The sequence below is a fragment of the Roseovarius sp. genome (assembly GCF_965228755.1).
Classification (GTDB): domain Bacteria; phylum Pseudomonadota; class Alphaproteobacteria; order Rhodobacterales; family Rhodobacteraceae; genus Roseovarius.
Genome location: NZ_CBDDIG010000013.1, coordinates 956,460 through 973,284 on the forward strand (window position 1 = coordinate 956,460; position 16,825 = coordinate 973,284).

General features: G+C 62.4%; 15 protein-coding genes and 1 pseudogene. 12 read left to right on the forward strand and 4 right to left on the reverse strand.

Features of this window, described 5'->3' with window-relative positions; all coding sequences use genetic code 11:
• Nucleotides 1–73: 73 nt before the first annotated feature.
• From ACO07J_RS22985 to ACO07J_RS23015, 7 genes are all read left to right on the forward strand, one after another.
• Nucleotides 74–937, forward strand: a complete 864-nt coding sequence (locus ACO07J_RS22985; RefSeq protein WP_422033331.1) for an FAD binding domain-containing protein — start codon at nt 74–76, stop codon at nt 935–937.
• Nucleotides 934–1,413 carry a (2Fe-2S)-binding protein gene (locus ACO07J_RS22990; RefSeq protein ID WP_422033333.1) on the forward strand — a complete coding sequence of 160 codons (480 nt, stop codon included), beginning with the start codon at nt 934–936 and terminating at the stop codon, nt 1,411–1,413. The genes ACO07J_RS22985 and ACO07J_RS22990 overlap by 4 nt, the downstream gene beginning before the upstream one ends.
• Complete coding sequence (locus ACO07J_RS22995; protein WP_422033335.1) at nt 1,413–3,662, forward strand: xanthine dehydrogenase family protein molybdopterin-binding subunit; 2,250 nt, start codon at nt 1,413–1,415, stop codon at nt 3,660–3,662. Before ACO07J_RS22990 ends, ACO07J_RS22995 begins: the two co-directional genes overlap by 1 nt.
• A 55-nt stretch (nt 3,663–3,717) precedes the next feature.
• Nucleotides 3,718–3,963 carry a MoaD/ThiS family protein gene (locus ACO07J_RS23000; protein ID WP_422033337.1) on the forward strand — a complete coding sequence of 82 codons (246 nt, stop codon included), beginning with the start codon at nt 3,718–3,720 and terminating at the stop codon, nt 3,961–3,963.
• 119 nt (nt 3,964–4,082) lie between these two features.
• Nucleotides 4,083–5,201, forward strand: a complete 1,119-nt coding sequence (locus ACO07J_RS23005; RefSeq protein WP_422033339.1) for an acetoin utilization protein AcuC — start codon at nt 4,083–4,085, stop codon at nt 5,199–5,201.
• A gap of 120 nt (nt 5,202–5,321) precedes the next feature.
• A complete protein-coding gene (locus ACO07J_RS23010) occupies nt 5,322–6,326 on the forward strand; it encodes a WcbI family polysaccharide biosynthesis putative acetyltransferase (protein ID WP_422033341.1) in 1,005 nt (334 codons plus the stop codon).
• Nucleotides 6,327–6,328: 2 nt separating this feature from the next.
• Nucleotides 6,329–7,393 carry a GSCFA domain-containing protein gene (locus ACO07J_RS23015; RefSeq protein WP_422033343.1) on the forward strand — a complete coding sequence of 355 codons (1,065 nt, stop codon included), beginning with the start codon at nt 6,329–6,331 and terminating at the stop codon, nt 7,391–7,393.
• Nucleotides 7,394–7,397: 4 nt separating this feature from the next.
• On the opposite strand, the pseudogene ACO07J_RS23020 reads toward ACO07J_RS23015, so the two are convergent.
• Together ACO07J_RS23020 and ACO07J_RS23025 are read right to left on the reverse strand one after the other, a co-directional pair.
• Nucleotides 7,398–7,682 (reverse strand): annotated as a pseudogene (locus ACO07J_RS23020) (heparan-alpha-glucosaminide N-acetyltransferase domain-containing protein); the annotation flags it as partial.
• Between the two features lie 11 nt (nt 7,683–7,693).
• A complete protein-coding gene (locus tag ACO07J_RS23025; protein ID WP_422033345.1) occupies nt 7,694–9,256 on the reverse strand; it encodes a hypothetical protein in 1,563 nt (520 codons plus the stop codon).
• 167 nt (nt 9,257–9,423) lie between these two features.
• Here ACO07J_RS23025 and ACO07J_RS23030 point away from each other — a divergent pair, with 167 nt between their 5' ends.
• From ACO07J_RS23030 to ACO07J_RS23050, 5 genes are all read left to right on the forward strand, one after another.
• Complete coding sequence (locus tag ACO07J_RS23030) at nt 9,424–12,186, forward strand: hypothetical protein (RefSeq protein WP_422033347.1); 2,763 nt, start codon at nt 9,424–9,426, stop codon at nt 12,184–12,186.
• A 356-nt stretch (nt 12,187–12,542) separates the two neighbouring features.
• Nucleotides 12,543–12,917 (forward strand): RHS repeat-associated core domain-containing protein, encoded by a 375-nt coding sequence (locus ACO07J_RS23035; RefSeq protein ID WP_422033496.1) that lies wholly within the window; start codon nt 12,543–12,545, stop codon nt 12,915–12,917.
• A 2-nt stretch (nt 12,918–12,919) separates the two neighbouring features.
• Nucleotides 12,920–13,210, forward strand: coding sequence for a hypothetical protein (locus tag ACO07J_RS23040; protein WP_422033349.1), 291 nt, complete (start codon nt 12,920–12,922; stop codon nt 13,208–13,210).
• 286 nt (nt 13,211–13,496) lie between these two features.
• Entirely contained in the window at nt 13,497–13,655 is a 159-nt protein-coding gene (locus tag ACO07J_RS23045; RefSeq protein ID WP_422033351.1) for a hypothetical protein, read from the forward strand.
• Nucleotides 13,656–13,928: 273 nt separating this feature from the next.
• Entirely contained in the window at nt 13,929–14,897 is a 969-nt protein-coding gene (locus ACO07J_RS23050) for a hypothetical protein (RefSeq protein WP_422033353.1), read from the forward strand.
• Nucleotides 14,898–14,921: 24 nt separating this feature from the next.
• On the opposite strand, the gene ACO07J_RS23055 is transcribed toward ACO07J_RS23050, so the two are convergent.
• Entirely contained in the window at nt 14,922–15,737 is an 816-nt protein-coding gene (locus tag ACO07J_RS23055; RefSeq protein WP_422033355.1) for a hypothetical protein, read from the reverse strand.
• On the reverse strand, nt 15,734–16,813 hold the full coding sequence (locus ACO07J_RS23060; protein ID WP_422033357.1) for a GSCFA domain-containing protein: 1,080 nt from the start codon (nt 16,811–16,813) through the stop codon (nt 15,734–15,736). Before ACO07J_RS23060 ends, ACO07J_RS23055 begins: the two co-directional genes overlap by 4 nt.
• Nucleotides 16,814–16,825: the final 12 nt, after the last annotated feature.

Consider the following 16,825-nt stretch of genomic DNA (forward strand, 5'->3'; position numbering starts at 1 on the left):
TGGCTGATACTTCCGGAAAGAGACCGAGTCTTCACTGTGTGCGGGCCGGCGACAACGACAGGGAACGAACGACATGAATTACCAGGCTCCAACGTCTCTTGACGCCGCCGTGGATATTCTGGCCGGCGCCAAGGGCGACTGCCGGATCCTCGCTGGCGGGACCGATCTTCTGGTGCGAATGCATTCGGACATGGCCGACCCCGATACCGTGCTGGATATCAAGCGCATCGACAGCCTGCGGACGATTTCGCAGGAGGATGGCGGCTGGCGGATCGGTGCGGCGGTGTCCGCGGCCGAGATGGGCGAGAACGAGGGCCTCGTGGCCGATTGGCCCGGCGTGGTGGAGGCGGCGAACCTGATCGGGTCGACCCAGATCCAGGGCCGCTGCACGGTTGCCGGGAACCTGTGCAACGCCTCGCCCGCGGCAGACAGCGTGCCGGCACTGGTCGCGGCCGAAGCCAAGGCGCGGATCGCGGGGCCGGAGGGCATTCGCGACATCCCCGTAGAGGACGTGCCGGTGGCGCCGGGCAAGACCTCGCTCAAACCCGGGGAACTGGTGGCGTCGATTTTTCTTCCGGCGCGGCCGGAGCGGTCGGGCGATGCCTATCTGCGGTTCATTCCGCGTACCGAGATGGACATCGCCGTGGTCGGCTGTGGCGTCTCGCTGACGCTGGATGCCGCTGGCAACTGCGTCGCGGCGCGGGTGGCGCTGGGCGCCGTGGCGCCGACGGTGATCGTGGTGCCGGGTGCGGCCGAGGCGCTGGTCGGCACGCCGGTCGACGAGGATGCGCTGGCCAAGCTGGGCGCCGCCTGTTCCGAGGCCGCCAAACCCATCGACGACAAGCGCGGCACCGCCGAGTACCGGGTGCACATGGCCGGGGTGCTGGCGCGCCGCGCGGCCGTTATCGCGAAGAAACGCGCAGGAGGCGCAGCATGAGCATGATCCACGTCACCACCACCATCAACGGCGTCGCGCAGGAATACCTCTGCGAGCCCGACGAGACGCTTCTGGACGTGCTGCGCGACAGGCTGGGTATGACCGGCTCGAAGGAAGGCTGCGGCACGGGCGATTGCGGGGCCTGTTCGGTCACCGTCGACGACCGGCTTGTCTGTTCCTGCCTGATGCTGGGCGCCGAGGCCGAGGGTCGCAAGGTCGAGACGATCGAGGGCATGGCGGAGGGCGAGACCCTGCACCCGTTGCAGCGCAAGTTCATCGAACATGCCGCCCTGCAATGCGGCATCTGCACGCCGGGCATCCTCGTCGCGGCGAAATCGCTTCTGGAGCATAACCCGAACCCCACCGAGGAGGAGGCGCGCTATTGGCTGGCGGGCAACCTGTGCCGGTGCACCGGGTATGACAAGATCATCCGCGCCGTGATGGCCGCGGCCGAGGAAATGCGGGAGGCTTCGTAATGGCACTTGACGCGAAGGTAGACGGAAAGCTGGATTTCAAGGTCGTCGGGACACGGGTGAACCGCCCCGATGGCGTGGACAAGGTGACGGGCCGCGCCCGTTTCGGCGCCGACATGACCGCGCCGGGGATGCTGGTGGGCAAGGTGCTGCGCAGCCCGCACGCCCATGCGCGGATCAAGTCGATCGACGTCTCGGCGGCGGAGGCCCTGGAAGGCGTGCATGCCGTGGTCACGCGGGCGGATTTCCCCGAGGTGGAGCTGGACGAGGCCACGTGGGACGTGCTCGACAACTGCATGGCCGGCGAGAAGGCGCTCTATGACGGTCATGCCGTCGCTGCCGTTGCCGCCTCGTCCGAGCGGGTGGCGAAAAAGGCGCTGAAGCTGATCAAGGTCGACTACGAGACCCTGCCGCACGTGATCGATGTTGACGATGCGATGAAGGCCGATGCGCCGGCGCTGCATGACGGTCGGCAGGTCGAAAACGTGCCCGAGGGTATGGGCGCCAACGTGGTGGCCCGTTACGAGTTCGGCCATGGCGATGTCGAGGCCGGTTTGGGCAAGGCCGACAAGGTGCTTGAACGGACCTACAAGACCGAGGCCACGCACCAGGGTTATATCGAGCCCCATGCCTGTCTCGCGCAGGTGGGCACGGATGGCCAGGCGGACCTGTGGTGCTGTACGCAGGGCCAGTACATGGTGCGCGATACCTGTGCCGCGATCATGGGCCTCAGCCAGAGCCGGCTGAAGGTGACCGCGTCGGAGATCGGCGGCGGGTTCGGCGGCAAGACCACGGTGTTCATCGAACCCGTGGCGCTGGCCCTGTCGAAGAAGTCGGGCCGCCCGGTGAAGATGGTGATGAGCCGGTCGGAAGTGCTGCGGGCCACCGGGCCGACCGCGTCGAGCTCGATCGACATCCGGCTGGGCATGACCGAGGACGGGCGGATCACCGCCGGGTTTGCCGAGCTGCGCTACCAGGGCGGGGCCTATCCGGGCTCGCCGGTGGAGTTCGGCTCGATGTCGGCCTTTGCGCCCTATGACCTCGAGAACGTCAAGACGGTCGGGTGGGACGTTGTTGCCAACCGTCCGAAGCAGGCGGCGTACCGCGCGCCGGGCGCGCCGATGGCGGCCTTCGCCGTGGAAAGCGCGATTGACGAGCTGGCCAAGGGGCTTGGTCTCGACCCGCTCGAGGTGCGGCTGAAGAACGCCGCGCGCGAGGGGACCAAGGCGGCCTATGGCGTGACCTATCCGGCAATCGGGCTGGAGGCGACGTTGCGGACCGCGAAGGATCACCCGCACTGGACCGCGCCCCTGGGCGAGAACCAGGGGCGGGGCGTGGCCTGTGGCTTCTGGTTCAATTTCGGCGGCAACACCTGTGTTTCGCTGAACATCACGCCGGACGGCACGGTGAACGTGATCGAGGGCAACCCGGATATCGGGGGCTCCCGCGCCTCGATGTCGATGATGGCGGCGGAGGAGCTGGGCGTGCCCTACGAGCGGGTGCGCACGGTGATCGCCGATACTGCCTCGCTGGGCCTCAACGACGTGACCGACGGCAGCCGGGTGACCTTTGCCGTGGGGCTTGCCACGATCGAGGCCGCTCGGGCCGCCAAGCGCGAAATGTGCAAGCGCGCGGCGATGGTCTGGGGCATCGACGAGGAGGCGGTTGTCTGGGAAGACGGCGCGGCGCGGCCTTCCGGCCCCAACGCAGGCAAGCATGACCCGATGAGCCTGGCGGATATCGCCGCCATCGCGTCGAACACCGGCGGGCCGATCGCGGGCCATTCCGAGGTCAACGCGGAAGGCGCGGGCGTGAGCTTTGCCACGCATATGGTCGATACCGAGGTGGACCCGGAAAGCGGCGCGGTGAAGGTGCTGCGCTACACGGTGTTCCAGGATGCCGGCAAGGCCGTGCACCCGGATTACGTGGAAGGCCAGTTCCAGGGCGGCGCGGTGCAGGGCATCGGCTGGGCGCTGAACGAGGCCTATATCTATGGCGAGGACGGGGTGCTTCAGAACCCGGGCTTCCTCGACTACCGCGTGCCGGTGGCCTCGGATTTGCCGATGATCGACACGGTGATCCTCGAAATCCCCAACCCCGGGCACCCCTACGGCGTGCGCGGTGTGGGCGAGACCTCGATCGTGCCGCCGCTGGCGGCGATCGCCAACTCGGTTTCGGCCGCGGCGGGCGTGCGCATGACCAGCCTGCCGATGTCGCCGCCGAAGGTGCTGAAGGCCATTCAGAACGGGTAAAACCAAAGTCCGTCCCGGGCCTGGCCCGGGGCGGATGACGGAAAGGCGGCTCAGGATGGTGCAGGTGCGGATCTGGGGATCGCTGGCCGCGGCGACTGACGATCAGACCGAGGTCGAGATCGAGGCGGGCACGCTGCGCGAGCTGCTGGACGGGCTGGCCGAGAAGTATCCCGGCCTGAAGCCCCAGCTTGACCGGGGCGTGTCGGTGGCGATCGACGGGAAAGTCTATAATGACAGCTGGTTCACGCCCATTCAGCCGGACAGCGAAGTGGTGTTGCTGGCGCGGTTGCGGGGCGGGTGACTGGCGTGACCGGCCGCGGGCGAGGCGCCGGGACGCGGTCGTCGGAATATGGATATTTGGGCCAAGAAGAAGCGGGGCGCGGCAGCTTGCCATCTGCGCGCGGGCCCTAGCTTAGCCGCATGGACCAGCCGCTTTTCATCGGGTCGGAGATCTACCGGGGGTCGAGCTATGGGGCAAAGCACCCCCTGAGCATCCCCCGCGTGCCGACGGTGATCGACCTGTGCCGTGCCATGGGCTGGTTCGCGCCCGGCCAGTACCTAAGCAGCCCGCGGGCCAAGCCACGGGCGCTGGAGCTGTTTCATACGGCGGAATATATCCGGGCGTTGCAGCGGGCCGAACGGGACGGCGGGGTGAGCGCGGCCACGCGCGAGCGGCATCAACTGGGCACATTCTCGAACCCGATTTACCCCGAGATGTTCCGGCGACCGGCCACGGCCGCCGGCGGTTCGATGCTGGCGGCGGACCTGCTGGCGCGGGGCGGGGTGGTCTACAACCCCGGGGGTGGAACGCATCACGGCTTTCCCGACCATGCCTCGGGGTTTTGCTATCTCAATGATCCGGTGCTGGCGATCAAGGTGTTCCTGCGGCAGGGGCTGAGCCGGGTCGCCTATGTCGATATCGACGCGCATCATTGCGACGGTGTGGCCGCCGCCTTTGCGGGCGACGAGCGCATATTGATGATCTCGACCCACGAGGCGGGGCGGTGGCCCTTTACCGGGGGGCTCGAGGATGACGCGGGCGGAAGTGCGATCAACCTGCCGCTGCCGCGCGGCACGGGGGACGATGGCTTCGCGATGGGCCGGGACGAGGTGATCCTGCCCGCGGTGGGCGGGTTCCGCCCGCAGGCGATCGTGTTCCAGTGCGGGGCGGATGCGGTGGCAGAAGATCCGCTGTCCCGGCTGGAGCTGACGAATAACGCGCACTGGACACTGCTGGCGGCGCTGATGGGGATGGCACCGCGCCTGCTGGTACTGGGTGGCGGCGGGTACAACCCGTGGACGGTGGGCCGGCTGTGGGCCGGGGTCTGGGCGACGCTGAACGGGTACGAGATCCCGGACCGGCTGCCGGCGGATGCGGAGGACGTGCTGTCGGGGTTGACCTGGCCGCGCCGGTCGCGGGGGCCGACGCCGCCGCACCTTTGCACGACTTTGCGGGATCGTCCGCGGCGGGGGCCGGTTAGCGATGACCTGCGCCGGCGGGTTGCCATTCTGACTGCGCGGCGGAAAGCCTGGGCATGAAAGGGGCACAGAAACGGCTGGTGGCCGGTTTCGGATTGCGTTAGGCACATCGGGTGATCCGGGGACGTTCGGTACTGCATCGAGGCTCTTGCTCATGTTGTTAAAGCGTTGGAAAGTTTCATGTCCGGCGAAGCGCGTCGCATACTGGTACGCACTGCCAAGGCCGCGTTACCGGATTCGGTGGTCGGCTTGCTGAAGAGGCGCATTCAGAAACAGCCACCTGCCGCTGCGCCGCATCTGCGGCGAACCGGTACGGAGTGTCACTCCGTTCTGCTGGTGTCGAATTGTGCGACGCCGATTTATGCGAAAGTGCTCGAGCGGGTGTGTCCCTCGGTCAAAGTAACCGCCTACGACGACCGCAAAGCCCAGCGGGACCGGGCGGAATTCCTGAACGATTGTGCCAGGAACGATACTGTAGTCCTGATGCCGCTGCGGCGGGATGTGGCCGTGCAAGAGGGAGTCGACGAGAGCAAGATCGTCGTGCTGCCACCGTTCTACTTTTCGGGATACCATCCTGATACGATTTACCTCGCAAAGCCGGACAATACCTCGGTCACCACGCGGTTTGGGGCCTATCATTCCAGCATCTGCTATCTCGGCCATCAGGCCGGTCTCGGCATTGCGGATACCGTTTCGCTTTTCACTGAGGAGGTGTACCGCGAAATGGAGTTCTTCACGGCATGGCAGACGGGCCGTGACAATCTGCTGGGCGCCTTTGCGGAGGCCGGCATGCCGATCGCCCCCTTGTTCCGCCGCTGGGCGAGGCAGGGGTGTTTCATGCATACCGTCAATCATCCGCACGCGCATGCGCTTGTCGACGTCGGACGACTTGCGGCCGCCAGGATACCGGTGGAGCGGCGGGATGTTGATCTGCCAGTGCCGGACTTTCTGGCCAATGGGCCGAGCTACCCGTGTTATCCCGAGATCGCGGAGGCGGTCGGCGCAAGGGGGAGCTATTTTTTCAAGCCGGCCCAGGCGGATGATCTTATGACACTGACGGAGTTTGTCGCCATGTGCTATGACACCTATTCAGGTTTCCCGCACGGGGCGCTGCGGATCAGAGGCTGGCCGCCGCGAAAAACCCGGGCGTTCGAGGCATGCATTGCAGGCCGGTTCGGAGGGTGACGATGGCGGATAACCCCTATGCATCGGGGCAGGATTACCAGTTCTGGCGGCGCGCGGTGTCGCGCACCGAGGCGCACCTGGTGGACCCGGTGACGCGTCCGAAATTCACCCTGACCCGCACCGACAGGATCGCCACGGCCGGCAGCTGTTTCGCACAGCACATATCCCGGCGGCTGGGCGCGCTGGGGTTCAATTATTTCGTTCCCGAGGCCGGCGAGGGGCTTGCGCCGGAAGAGCGGGCGCGGGGGCAGTATGGCGTGTTCTCTGCCCGTTACGGCAACCTTTATACCGTGCACCAGTTGAACCAGCTGTTCCGTGAAGCGATGCACGGCGAACGCAGGGAGGAGACCGCGTGGCAGCGCGAGGACGGGCGGTTTGTCGATCCCTATCGGCCGACGGTGGAGCCCGAGGGCTATGCCTCGCCCGCCGAGGTGGCGGAGGCGCGGGAAGAGCACCTTGCCCATGTCCGCCAGGTGTTCGCGGAGGCCGACATCTTCGTCTTCACCCTCGGGCTGACCGAGGCGTGGCGGTCACGGCAGGACGGCGCCGTCTTCCCGCTGGCGCCGGGTGTGGCGGGCGGCGCGTTCGACGAGACGCGGCACGAGTTTCACAACTTCACCATCGACGAGACCCGCGCGGAGCTGGCCGAGTTCCTCGACGCGCTGCGGGCCGTGAACCCCGGGGTGCGGGTGCTGCTGACCGTCTCGCCCGTACCGCTGATCGCGACATATGAGGACCGGCACGTCCTGGTCTCGACCACCTATAGCAAGTCCGTCCTTCGGGTGGCCGCTCAGGCGGCGTGTGACGCCTCGGATTGGGTCGACTACTTCCCCTCTTACGAGATCATCACCGGAAGCCCGACGGGCGGGATGTATTTCGAAGAGGACAGCCGGGAGGTGAACTCGATCGGGGTCGCCCACGCGATGCGCAGTTTCGTGGCGGCCTATACCGACGAGGGCGATGGCCGGGCCGACATGGCGTTGAGGCGCGAGGAAAGCGAAGCCTATGGCGACGCCGCCAGCATCGTGTGCGACGAGGAAGAGGTCGACCGTTCCGTTTCGTCCTGACGGGTCAGGGCAGCGTGCCGAGCGTTTTCGCGAGGCTCCAGGTCACGGCGAGCAGGATCGGCTGGTGAACGAGATAGACCAGCAGGCTGTGACGGCCCGCCCAGATCGCGGCGCGGGCGAGGCGGGAGGTCTTCGGCGGGCTCGAGCCGAGCCGCGCCGGAAGGCTTCGCCGCTCGGCGAGTTTGACCAGCGCAATGCCGATCACGAAAGGCGCGAACCACGGGAAGAAAGGTTCGAAATCGACCGTGTAGGGGAGCGTGGGGGCAAGGCCTGTCCAGAGGAGCCATGGGGCCGTGAAGGCTAGGGGTTTTGCGTCGTCACCTTATCAAGTTGCACCAAAGTGAGGCGAATCATTTGAGAATAGATTTGAGTTTCTTCATCGACAGGCAGATCGACCTTCAGGTGGCTTTCCGCCTTCCCGGCTAAGGCCGACAGGGTTTCTGCCACCGTATGTTCCCGGGCATGACCGTTCAGTAACGCCATCTCTCGTTCAACGACTGATTGTGACGCCTTCGTGCGCAAGGGGCGCGCAGTTTCGACAGCGCCATACGAATTCTTTACCGCCAATGTCAGCTTTAAGAGGGTCTGCATCAGAAGTGCTGACCGGAATTCTTCATACTCTGCCGTATCGAGCTCCATGACATCAGCCAGAACGGGGGCACCAGACTGTGTTCTTCGTTGAGAGGGATCGACCTGCAGTCTTGAAATGCGGTCGTAATCGACGTCGGTAAAGGTGATCGAGGCATTGTCGCGAAGCCACAAGAGCTCATTTCGGTGTGAAAGTTCAATTTCGGACACGACCTCTTTCCTGAGGGCGGCCTTGGAAAAGGTGCCGGCGGACTCGAGCGACTGGATCTCGTTCAGCAAGCGTTTGTTGATCGGCCGGCCCGGTTGCCGTCGCCCGGGGAAGAGGACGCGATTGAAATCGTACAGGAGGGTCATCGCGGGGGCGGAGACGCTTTCGTTGGCGCTTGTCACCGGGATGCCGGCTGCCTCGGCTGGTTCCATTTGCAATGCCGAAACGCAGAAATCCTGCACGATACAGCCGTTCAGCAGGGCGGCGCGTTCGAAACACCGGACCGCGACGGAGTCGCATTCGAGGCGGGCGATCTTTCTGAATCGCCGGCCATAATCGAACGGGTTCTGCGGATTCCGAATGACGTGGCCGTATTTGAGGTTCTGCTGCAGGGCCGATCGGTAAAGAACGACGGGGGAGCGGAAATATCCGACGAGGTGAACTGACGCCGAATGGGCGCGAAGCCGCTGGACGAGCCGTGCCAGGCTGTGGGAGCGAAGGCCGAAGGCGTATTCCGAGGAGAACACGATCGTGTCGCATCCGCTCTCGGCGATCTGCCTGTCGACATCTTCCCAGAGCCTGCGCGATATGCCCTGGCTGCGGGCAATCTTCTCCGGCGAGTTCCGGCCGAATATCCCGGGCAGTTCGTCGTCATCGGCGATATCGAACAGCAGCTGGGTGTGATGCACCCGTTTGCCCATGTCGGGATAGAGGATGCCCTTTTCGCGGAACAACGGCGCCTGGGCCCGGAACGTATGCTGCAGTGTCGTGCTGCCGGTCTTCTTCGTTCCGATATGGAAAACAATCCTCAAGCCCGATGCCCTCGCTTGTTTGATCCGTCCTGATGCCTTCGGCGCAAAGGTCAAATGTAAACATTCGCTTAGTTCTGGCGCGGCGTAACACTTGTTGTTGCGATAGTAGACCTTGCGCCCTTTCAAGTGCGTTAATTTCCGGAAAGGTTTTCTTAACTTCTGAATTGGATAGTCCAGACGTCGATGAGAAGAAGTCTGAAGGTGTATCGTTGATGACAGGAAGGTTTCTGATTGTCGACGCGTCAGCAGCTCCATGGCCGTCTCTTGGTAAGCGGCTGACCTGGCGGCTGTTCGGGAACCCGCGGTATGTACCGGAAAATCAACCTTCACTTCGTACCAATCTGCAAGACGTCGAATTTACCAATACCAGTATCGAGATTGATGAGGTTCTGGCCGTCGAGTGGAAGCAGCCCGCGGCCTCGATGGGCGATGCGCCTGTCGAAATCCGCCGGGTCGAAATGGGTGGCCTGCCGGTGGTGCGGTTGTCGACCAAGGCCGGCAAGGGCTGGCTGCGGCTTGTCATCACCCCGGGGCAGACGGACAAGCCGGTTCAGGCGTTGCGCCTGGTCATGCGGATCGACGGCAACGGGGCGAATTTCTCGGTAAAGCCTTTCATCGTCGAGACGCATCTCAAGACCGGTAGGCGCGCGGAATTGCCTGGCACGCCGGGCAAGCGGGTGCAGCTCAAGCCCGGGGAGTGGCACGATCTGTCCGGGGCTTTCCACTGCATGCCGTTTCCGGACGGGCGCCGGGCGCATTTCGTGGTCGACCTGCCGCAAGGGGTGGACGTGCTGCTGGCCGATGTTTCGGTCGACGGGTTCGACGCCGAGGTGGCGCCGGAGGCGGAAACGGAGTTGCGGGCGAAACGGGCGGTGCCGCTGGCCGATTTCGGGGTCCGCAAGGTCGAGAACCTGGCCAAGTGGCTGGAGGCGCCGGCGGTGTTCGGCTCGTCCATCGAGAAGTTCGAGGGCAGGCTGCGAGGCTGGGCGCTGACCCGTGCCGAGACCCTGTACTGGACCGACAACATCGACGGCCCCCGCCATCCCTTCAAGCCGGCCGAACGCGTGGAGACGATCGACAGGATCACCCTGACGCACGGCTTCGATTTCCCCCTCGAGCCCGCGCCGCCCGAAAGCTTCTCGATCATGATCCTGAACGCCGAGGGCGCGAGGGAGCCGGTGTGGCCCAAGACCTCGCTGGTGTCGCAGACCTATACCATTCCCGTGCCGAAGAAGTCGAAGATGCCGCGCGACCGGCAGGAACATATCGTGCTGTTGTGGGGCCCGATCTCGACCTCGGGGCTGACGATCCAGCTCGAGCAGGTGGCGGAGATCCTCAAGCGGAACAAGTTCAATTTCCGGATTTCCTATCATACCAGCCCGCTCAAGGATCACCCGCTGGCCAAGCACTGGGTCGATCCGGTCGATATCGACCAGCCGAAGATGACGATATTCTTCGAGCGTTTCGTCGAGTTCGACCGCGGTTTCGACGAGACGTTCAAGGTGTTCTACATGAACCTCGACTGGCTGTCGCGGCCGACGCTGTCGACGGCGAAGGTCTTTGCCAATGTCGTGCTGTGCCCGACACCCTACCGGCAGGAAGAGCTGACCGAGACCTTCCGCAACTCCAAGGTCGTGCATCTGCCCTGGCCGTCGAAGTTCAGCCCCAAGGAAACCTTCGAGCGCAAGCGCGATGACAAGCGCATTCGCGTTCTCTACGTCGGCAACGATTACGACGAGAGCTCTCGCAAGCATCCGTTCGCAGTGATCGAGGCGATCGAGAAGCTCGAGCGTGACGATATCGTCTTTGACCTGAAGTTCCGGTCGACCCTGCCGGCAGTGGTGCGCAACAGCCTGCTCAGCAATCCCCGGGTCGACAAGCTGATCGACAAGCCGACGAGTCATGACGTCATTGCCAAGCTCTACGACGACGCCGACGTCAACCTGATCCCCAACGCCTGCGAGGGCAACGGGCTGTCGATCCTGGAATCCTGGGCCTCGGGGACGATTCCGGCCGTGCTGGACGGGCATCCGATGACCGATGTCACCTCGCCCGAGAACAGCTTTCGCATCGATGCGATCCAGAACGGCCAGAAGGAATATGCGCCGCTCTACGAGACCGACAGCGATCGCATCTGCCGGTTCCTGAACGAGCTCGACACCTCGGTCGTGGACGAGAAGATGGCGGCCGTCGCCGCGATGCGAGATGACCTTGTGAAACGCGAGACCGATCTCGAGCATGCCATCGTTTCCTGCGCGATGATGAGCGGTATCCGCACGAAGGGCCTGCGCCTTCGCGTCGAGCATGCGCACATGGCCATCAAGGGGGAAGACTGGAAGCCGCGTTCGGGCAACCGCGTGAAAAAGCTGATGTTTTCCGACGACTCCTGGCATCCTTTCCGCAAGGAGCCCGACCTTGTCGATGTCATGATGACGACCTCGAAGCGCCCCTGGTGCCTGCGCGAAAGCTTCAAGATGCTGCTGGAGTCCATTCACTCCTCGCCGTATCGCCACCGGCTCATGCTGGCGGTCGACACGCTGGACGAGGAGACCATGGGCGTCATCGCGGCGCATGCGTCGGAGATCGACCACGTGGTCTGGACAGGCAGCCAGCACGGGCTGCCGTACCTGTGGAACAGCATGCTGGACCTGGTGAAGAACATCACCTGCCGGACCGAGGAAAAGCCCGATTACGTCTGCTATATCCAGGACGATTGCCTGATCAGGGACCCGTCGAAATACTTCAGTACGATGGTGGGTATCGCGCGTGAAGCGATGCCCGGATACCTGGGTTACGTCTCGGCATATTTCACCGAGGTCCACCCGGGCTTTGCCGATTTCGAGTGGAATGGCGAGCGCGTGGTGGCCAGCGATACCGTGGACGGCAAGAACTTCATGGCCACGCCCGAAGTTCTGGCCAGTGTCGGGCGCCTGCCGTGGTGGTTCGACGATGGCAGCCGGCGGGGCAACCCCGGCCCCCATCGCGGCAGCCATTTCGACCTGTGGCAGTGGAAGGAATCGCCCAATTCGCTGTTGAACCAGAACCGCATATCGCTTGTTCTGCCTGACCTGTGCGAACACATCGCCCAGACGTCGGAAGAGTCGACCTGGAAGAACGATACCACCGACAGCAACGTGAAGCAGCGTATCGCCGAGAACCGGATCTACGTCACGCGGGAGTATTAGTGTGTGGGGACAAAGTTCGACGCGATCGCGTTTCAGTACTTGGTGTGAAAATGCGCAGGGCGCGCTCGGCGAGCCTGAGGAAATGGCCACGATCCTCATCCAGGATTACGATGCAGTCGCCGATGAAACGCCTTCCGTAAAGGTTTGAACAACTTTTCCATTTCCACAGGCGGCTGCTCGATCCGGATAGTCGCTTGCTCAAGGCACCTTCGCAGTTTGAATGCTCCGGCCCGTCCGAATTTTCTCAAGGCTCTGTTCGCGAATCCTGATCGAGGCCGCGTTACGCGCGGGCACCGTACACCGGGCGATATAAGTTGACGGGCTTTTCCGGAGTTCCCTTAGATCGCCCGAGATATTTGGCTGTAGCGACCACCATATCCGGGTATGCGAGACCCCGCGGGCGTCGCCGCTTCGCGTCTTCCAGTTACCGACACGCTAACTGGATGCGGGAGTATGACCCAAGCACGGGGCGCTATTTGCAGGCCGATCCGTTGGGGCTCGTGGATGGCGCTTCGGTCTACGGGTACGCCCTGCAGAACCCGGGGGGTATGTGGATCCGAGGGGGGAGCAGTGGACTGAACATTCCCGCCCTGATTGGACCACTGAGTTGCGCTGGACACCCGGTGGAGCCACGTATCGCCCGAGTGGAAGCTGCGCTGCCTTTCCGGGCAGGACCCGTAGCTCGATCAGTATGGTACAAGGTGGTATCGCGTTCGGTCGCAACTATCTAATAATGCGAAATGCCAACTGGAAAAACAGCGATAAATACTTTCATTGCAAAGCAAACTGTGAAGCGGCTCGAGAAAAATTTTGCCCGACAGATGATGGTGGCGAATATATGGCTGAGAAGCTCTCAAATCTGAGGGAGATATTCGATCAGAGACTAAAAGGGGATACCCTCGCGCAATCCCTTGCGGACCAAGCAGCAAACCGCTGGGGCCGACAAAATTCGGACAGCGTTGATTTTACCTGCGCCGATGTTTGTGGGAGGTATCGTCCGGCAGGACTTCCAGGGCAGTATTAATGATGAAGATAAAGACGTTGCTTTTTCTGCTGTTTCTGGTCGTTGCAACCTTCCTGTTCTTCTTCGCCAGCAAACAACTGAAAATTGATGGTTGCCTTGATAGAGGAGGAAGTTGGGACTATTCGCAGAACACTTGCGATGAACCAAATTAGCAATACGTGCAGCTCGAAACCGGGCTGGCAACGTCAACTGTGACAACCGCGGTCCACAGGGGAACGGCAATTTCTGCCACGCTGCTGGGCAGCTAATCAGCGTCCCGATCAACGGGGTGGTGCAGGCGGAGTATGTGTATAACACGCTCGGCCAGCAGTTGATCCGGCGGCGGATGCAGGCCGGGCAGACGATCCACGCGATCCACGACGCTGAAGGCAACCGGATCGCGGAGCACGACTACGACGACACGACGGGCACGGCGACGCTGCTGCGCGAATTCGCAGAGGCCTGACACATGACCGCACCCGATTGCATGTCCGAACTGCCAGAAAGAATCCTTGCATCAACCGGGGTATCCACACATGGATGCGCGATATGCCGGGCCGGGACTGCCCCTGCCATCTCCTGTTAATCATCGGTTAAATAACTTGGGAGATTTCTGTAGACACAAGTCATTAGCGGAGCCGAAGGCGCGGATTGAAGAGGGTTGTTTGACCGATAAAGCCCAAGCACAATGAACCCCGGCCAATGTAACACGTACACGGAAGACTGGAATAACAGGTAAATGACGCGGTTGTATGTGCATATTGGCGCCAAGAAAACGGGCACTACGACGGTTCAAGCGGCACTGAAGTCCTGTAAAGAGGTGTTGGTACAGGAAGGCATCTATGTCTCCACCTTGGCCGGACAACTTGAGGACAAGGCGTTCACCGAGTATTATTGCGGGAACGAGGTCGCCTCCGAAGCGGTGAAATCCTGGTACGAGGACGCGGTGGATTTCGTCCGGAACAAGGGCGGGCACAGCGCGCTCATCACCGCGGAATCCCTCTCGGATTTCCTGCTCAGGGAAATCGAAGCTTTCAAAGAGGATATTCCAGACGTTTTCGACGAATTCTGCATCATTTACTACATCCGGCGCCAGGATCTCGCTGCGGTGAGCCATTACAGCACCGCCCTTAAGGGGGGCGGGGTCTCTAAGTCGCTGATGTCGGAAAAATTTGGCAACCGAAGCAAACGGGGGCTGAATTACTGGCGCGTCAGCAAGGATTGGGCCAAGGTGTTCGGCCGCGAGACGATGCGGGTGAAGCTCTATCCGGACCATATTCCGGAAGGGTGGGATATCCTCGATGACTTCGCATCGGTCGACGGCCTCGAAATGCTAAAGGGCCGGCTGAGCGCCGACAGGAAAAATGCGAGTCTGTCCAGGAATATCGCCGCCTATCTTCGTCGATACAATGAGCTTGCCCAACTGGGTGAGGTCGAAAAAAGTCATGAAGAAAGAAGCCGGTACATCAGGTCCATTGCGCATCTTGCCGATGGAAAGCGCCTGCCGAAGCCCGACCGCGAAAGGGCGATGACATTCTACCGGGGCTTTGCGGGCAACAACAAGAGACTGCGTCAAGAGTTCTTCCAGGAAAGGGAGCGCCTGTTTTCCCGGGATTTCTCGATGTATCCGGAGGTGGCCGAGGATCTCGACGACTCGGTCGATGAAGAGGTGTTCCGAAACTCGGTGGAGCCGTTCCTGAAAAAGTGAGGGCAGGGCACAGCCGCGCAGGGTTTATTGCAGGTTCGCTTGTGGTGCCGGGGCCTCGCTCAGCCGCTCTTCTTTATGGTGCGGGCCGGTGGTGAGATAGGCCATTTGATCCAACATAGCCGCGCCAATCTCGGCCCCGACGTGTAACACGTCGTTCTTCCGAAGGTACTCGGGCCTGGTGAAGCCATCGTCCAGCACGTCATCGGGGTATCTTGCCACCTGAATTCCTGGGTCCGTCTCGAGCGCCAGTTCGTGGAGCATGGCATCGCCGATGTTCATCATCTCGCGAATGGGATCACCGGCGCCCTTTTCGCCGTAATCCGCGACCAGCGGGTGCGTTTCGTCAGAGAAGGCGGCCGCGCCGGGCCTTGGGGCCGGGTGTATGACCAACCGCGCGGATCCCATGTCGACCACATCCTGGCAGACCCTCCACGATGCGGAGGAAGCGATATCGCTTTTCACGAGTTGGCGCATGAATCGCTCGGTTATACGGGGCAAGCCGGAGGCGCCGACCGGCCAGGTGTTTATGCGGGCGAGCATGAGCGGGTGCGTTTCCTTGTTGGAAATACCGCGGAGCGATACGTTGAAGCCGACGCCGCTTACCCAGATGGCGTCGTAATCTGCGACGTCCACCCCTCCCTCGGCGCCCCCCGCGACGTTGCTGGCCATCTTGAAGGAATTGCGCCGTGGTTTGAGCCGGGATTTTTCGCGGCTCAGATAGGGCCCGCCCCCGCCAGGCAGGACCATGTAATCGATATCGAAATCGGAACGCGACCAACCGGTGTCCATCGCCAGTTTCAAAGCCGAGGCGTGGGAATTGCCGATTATGCAGATTTTCATTCGCCGAAGGCCTCTAGCATCGCTTCCTCGCACACGAGGTCATCGTCCGATTGCGGGAGCGGTGGGGCAACGCGCTCGCGCTTCGCGCGGTTGGTCTTCTTGGGGGCTCCCCAGCGTGCCTGGCCCTCGAAGAAGTGCTCCATCACGTGTTCGACGCCCTTGGGAGACACTTCGCGCATGTTGGGTTCGAAAAACATGCCGCGGTAGGCAGGGCTTGAAATAATCTCGTACGACGGGAAGTAATCCACGAATTCATGTTCGGATCGCAGTTCGTGCGCGACTGACCGCAAGGTCGATTTCGACGCCATGCTCGCGCACAGGACATGATCGCCGCTTGCCGTCGCCGTGAGGGGGACGGGCGAGACGGTCAACAGAAACTTGATGTCCGGATTGATCGATCGCGCAAGCGTCAGAACGTCTTCGAAGTCCTGCTTGATACGGGCATGCGTGTAGTTGCAGAACACGTGTTTCTCGCGGTCGAATTCCCCGGCAAGCGTGCCCGGGCACATGGCGTAAGGATCGCCGGTCTCTGCATTCTCCCATCCTTCTGTCAGGCCCATCGTGAACACGAAAACCTGGGCCTGCCTGATGCCGTCGCGCATTGCCGTCAGTGTCGCCTCTCGGGAGGCAAGAAAGCTGTCCATCGTTTCGAACCCGTCGGGCTCGATCGCCGGTCGCATCGGATCGAAGATCGCGCCGTCGTCGTGCCAGACTTCGGTAGACTGGCTTGACGGGTCGATCGCCCATTTCAGCCACTGTTTCAGCAGCGCGGCGGTATAGATGTTTCCGGTTCTGAAAGAGAAAACATCGTATCCGAACCGCTGGTTTCGTTTCCGTTCGGCCTGCGAGGATGCTTTGGGACCCGGCTCGGCGATGAACCAGTTGTATCGCTTCTGGCGAAGCGCCCGGCCGATATGCTGGGCAAAGCAGGAACCGGCCGTCAACACGAGGTCTTCCTGGCTCAATTCGAACTTTGGATGCCACAGCTCGTTGATAGTCAGATTGTTGCGGCTGCCGACGGCAGGTTTCCAGAATGCTCTGCTTTCGATGTGCTTGTATGGGTTATCTGAAGCCAAGTTCGCTTCCCT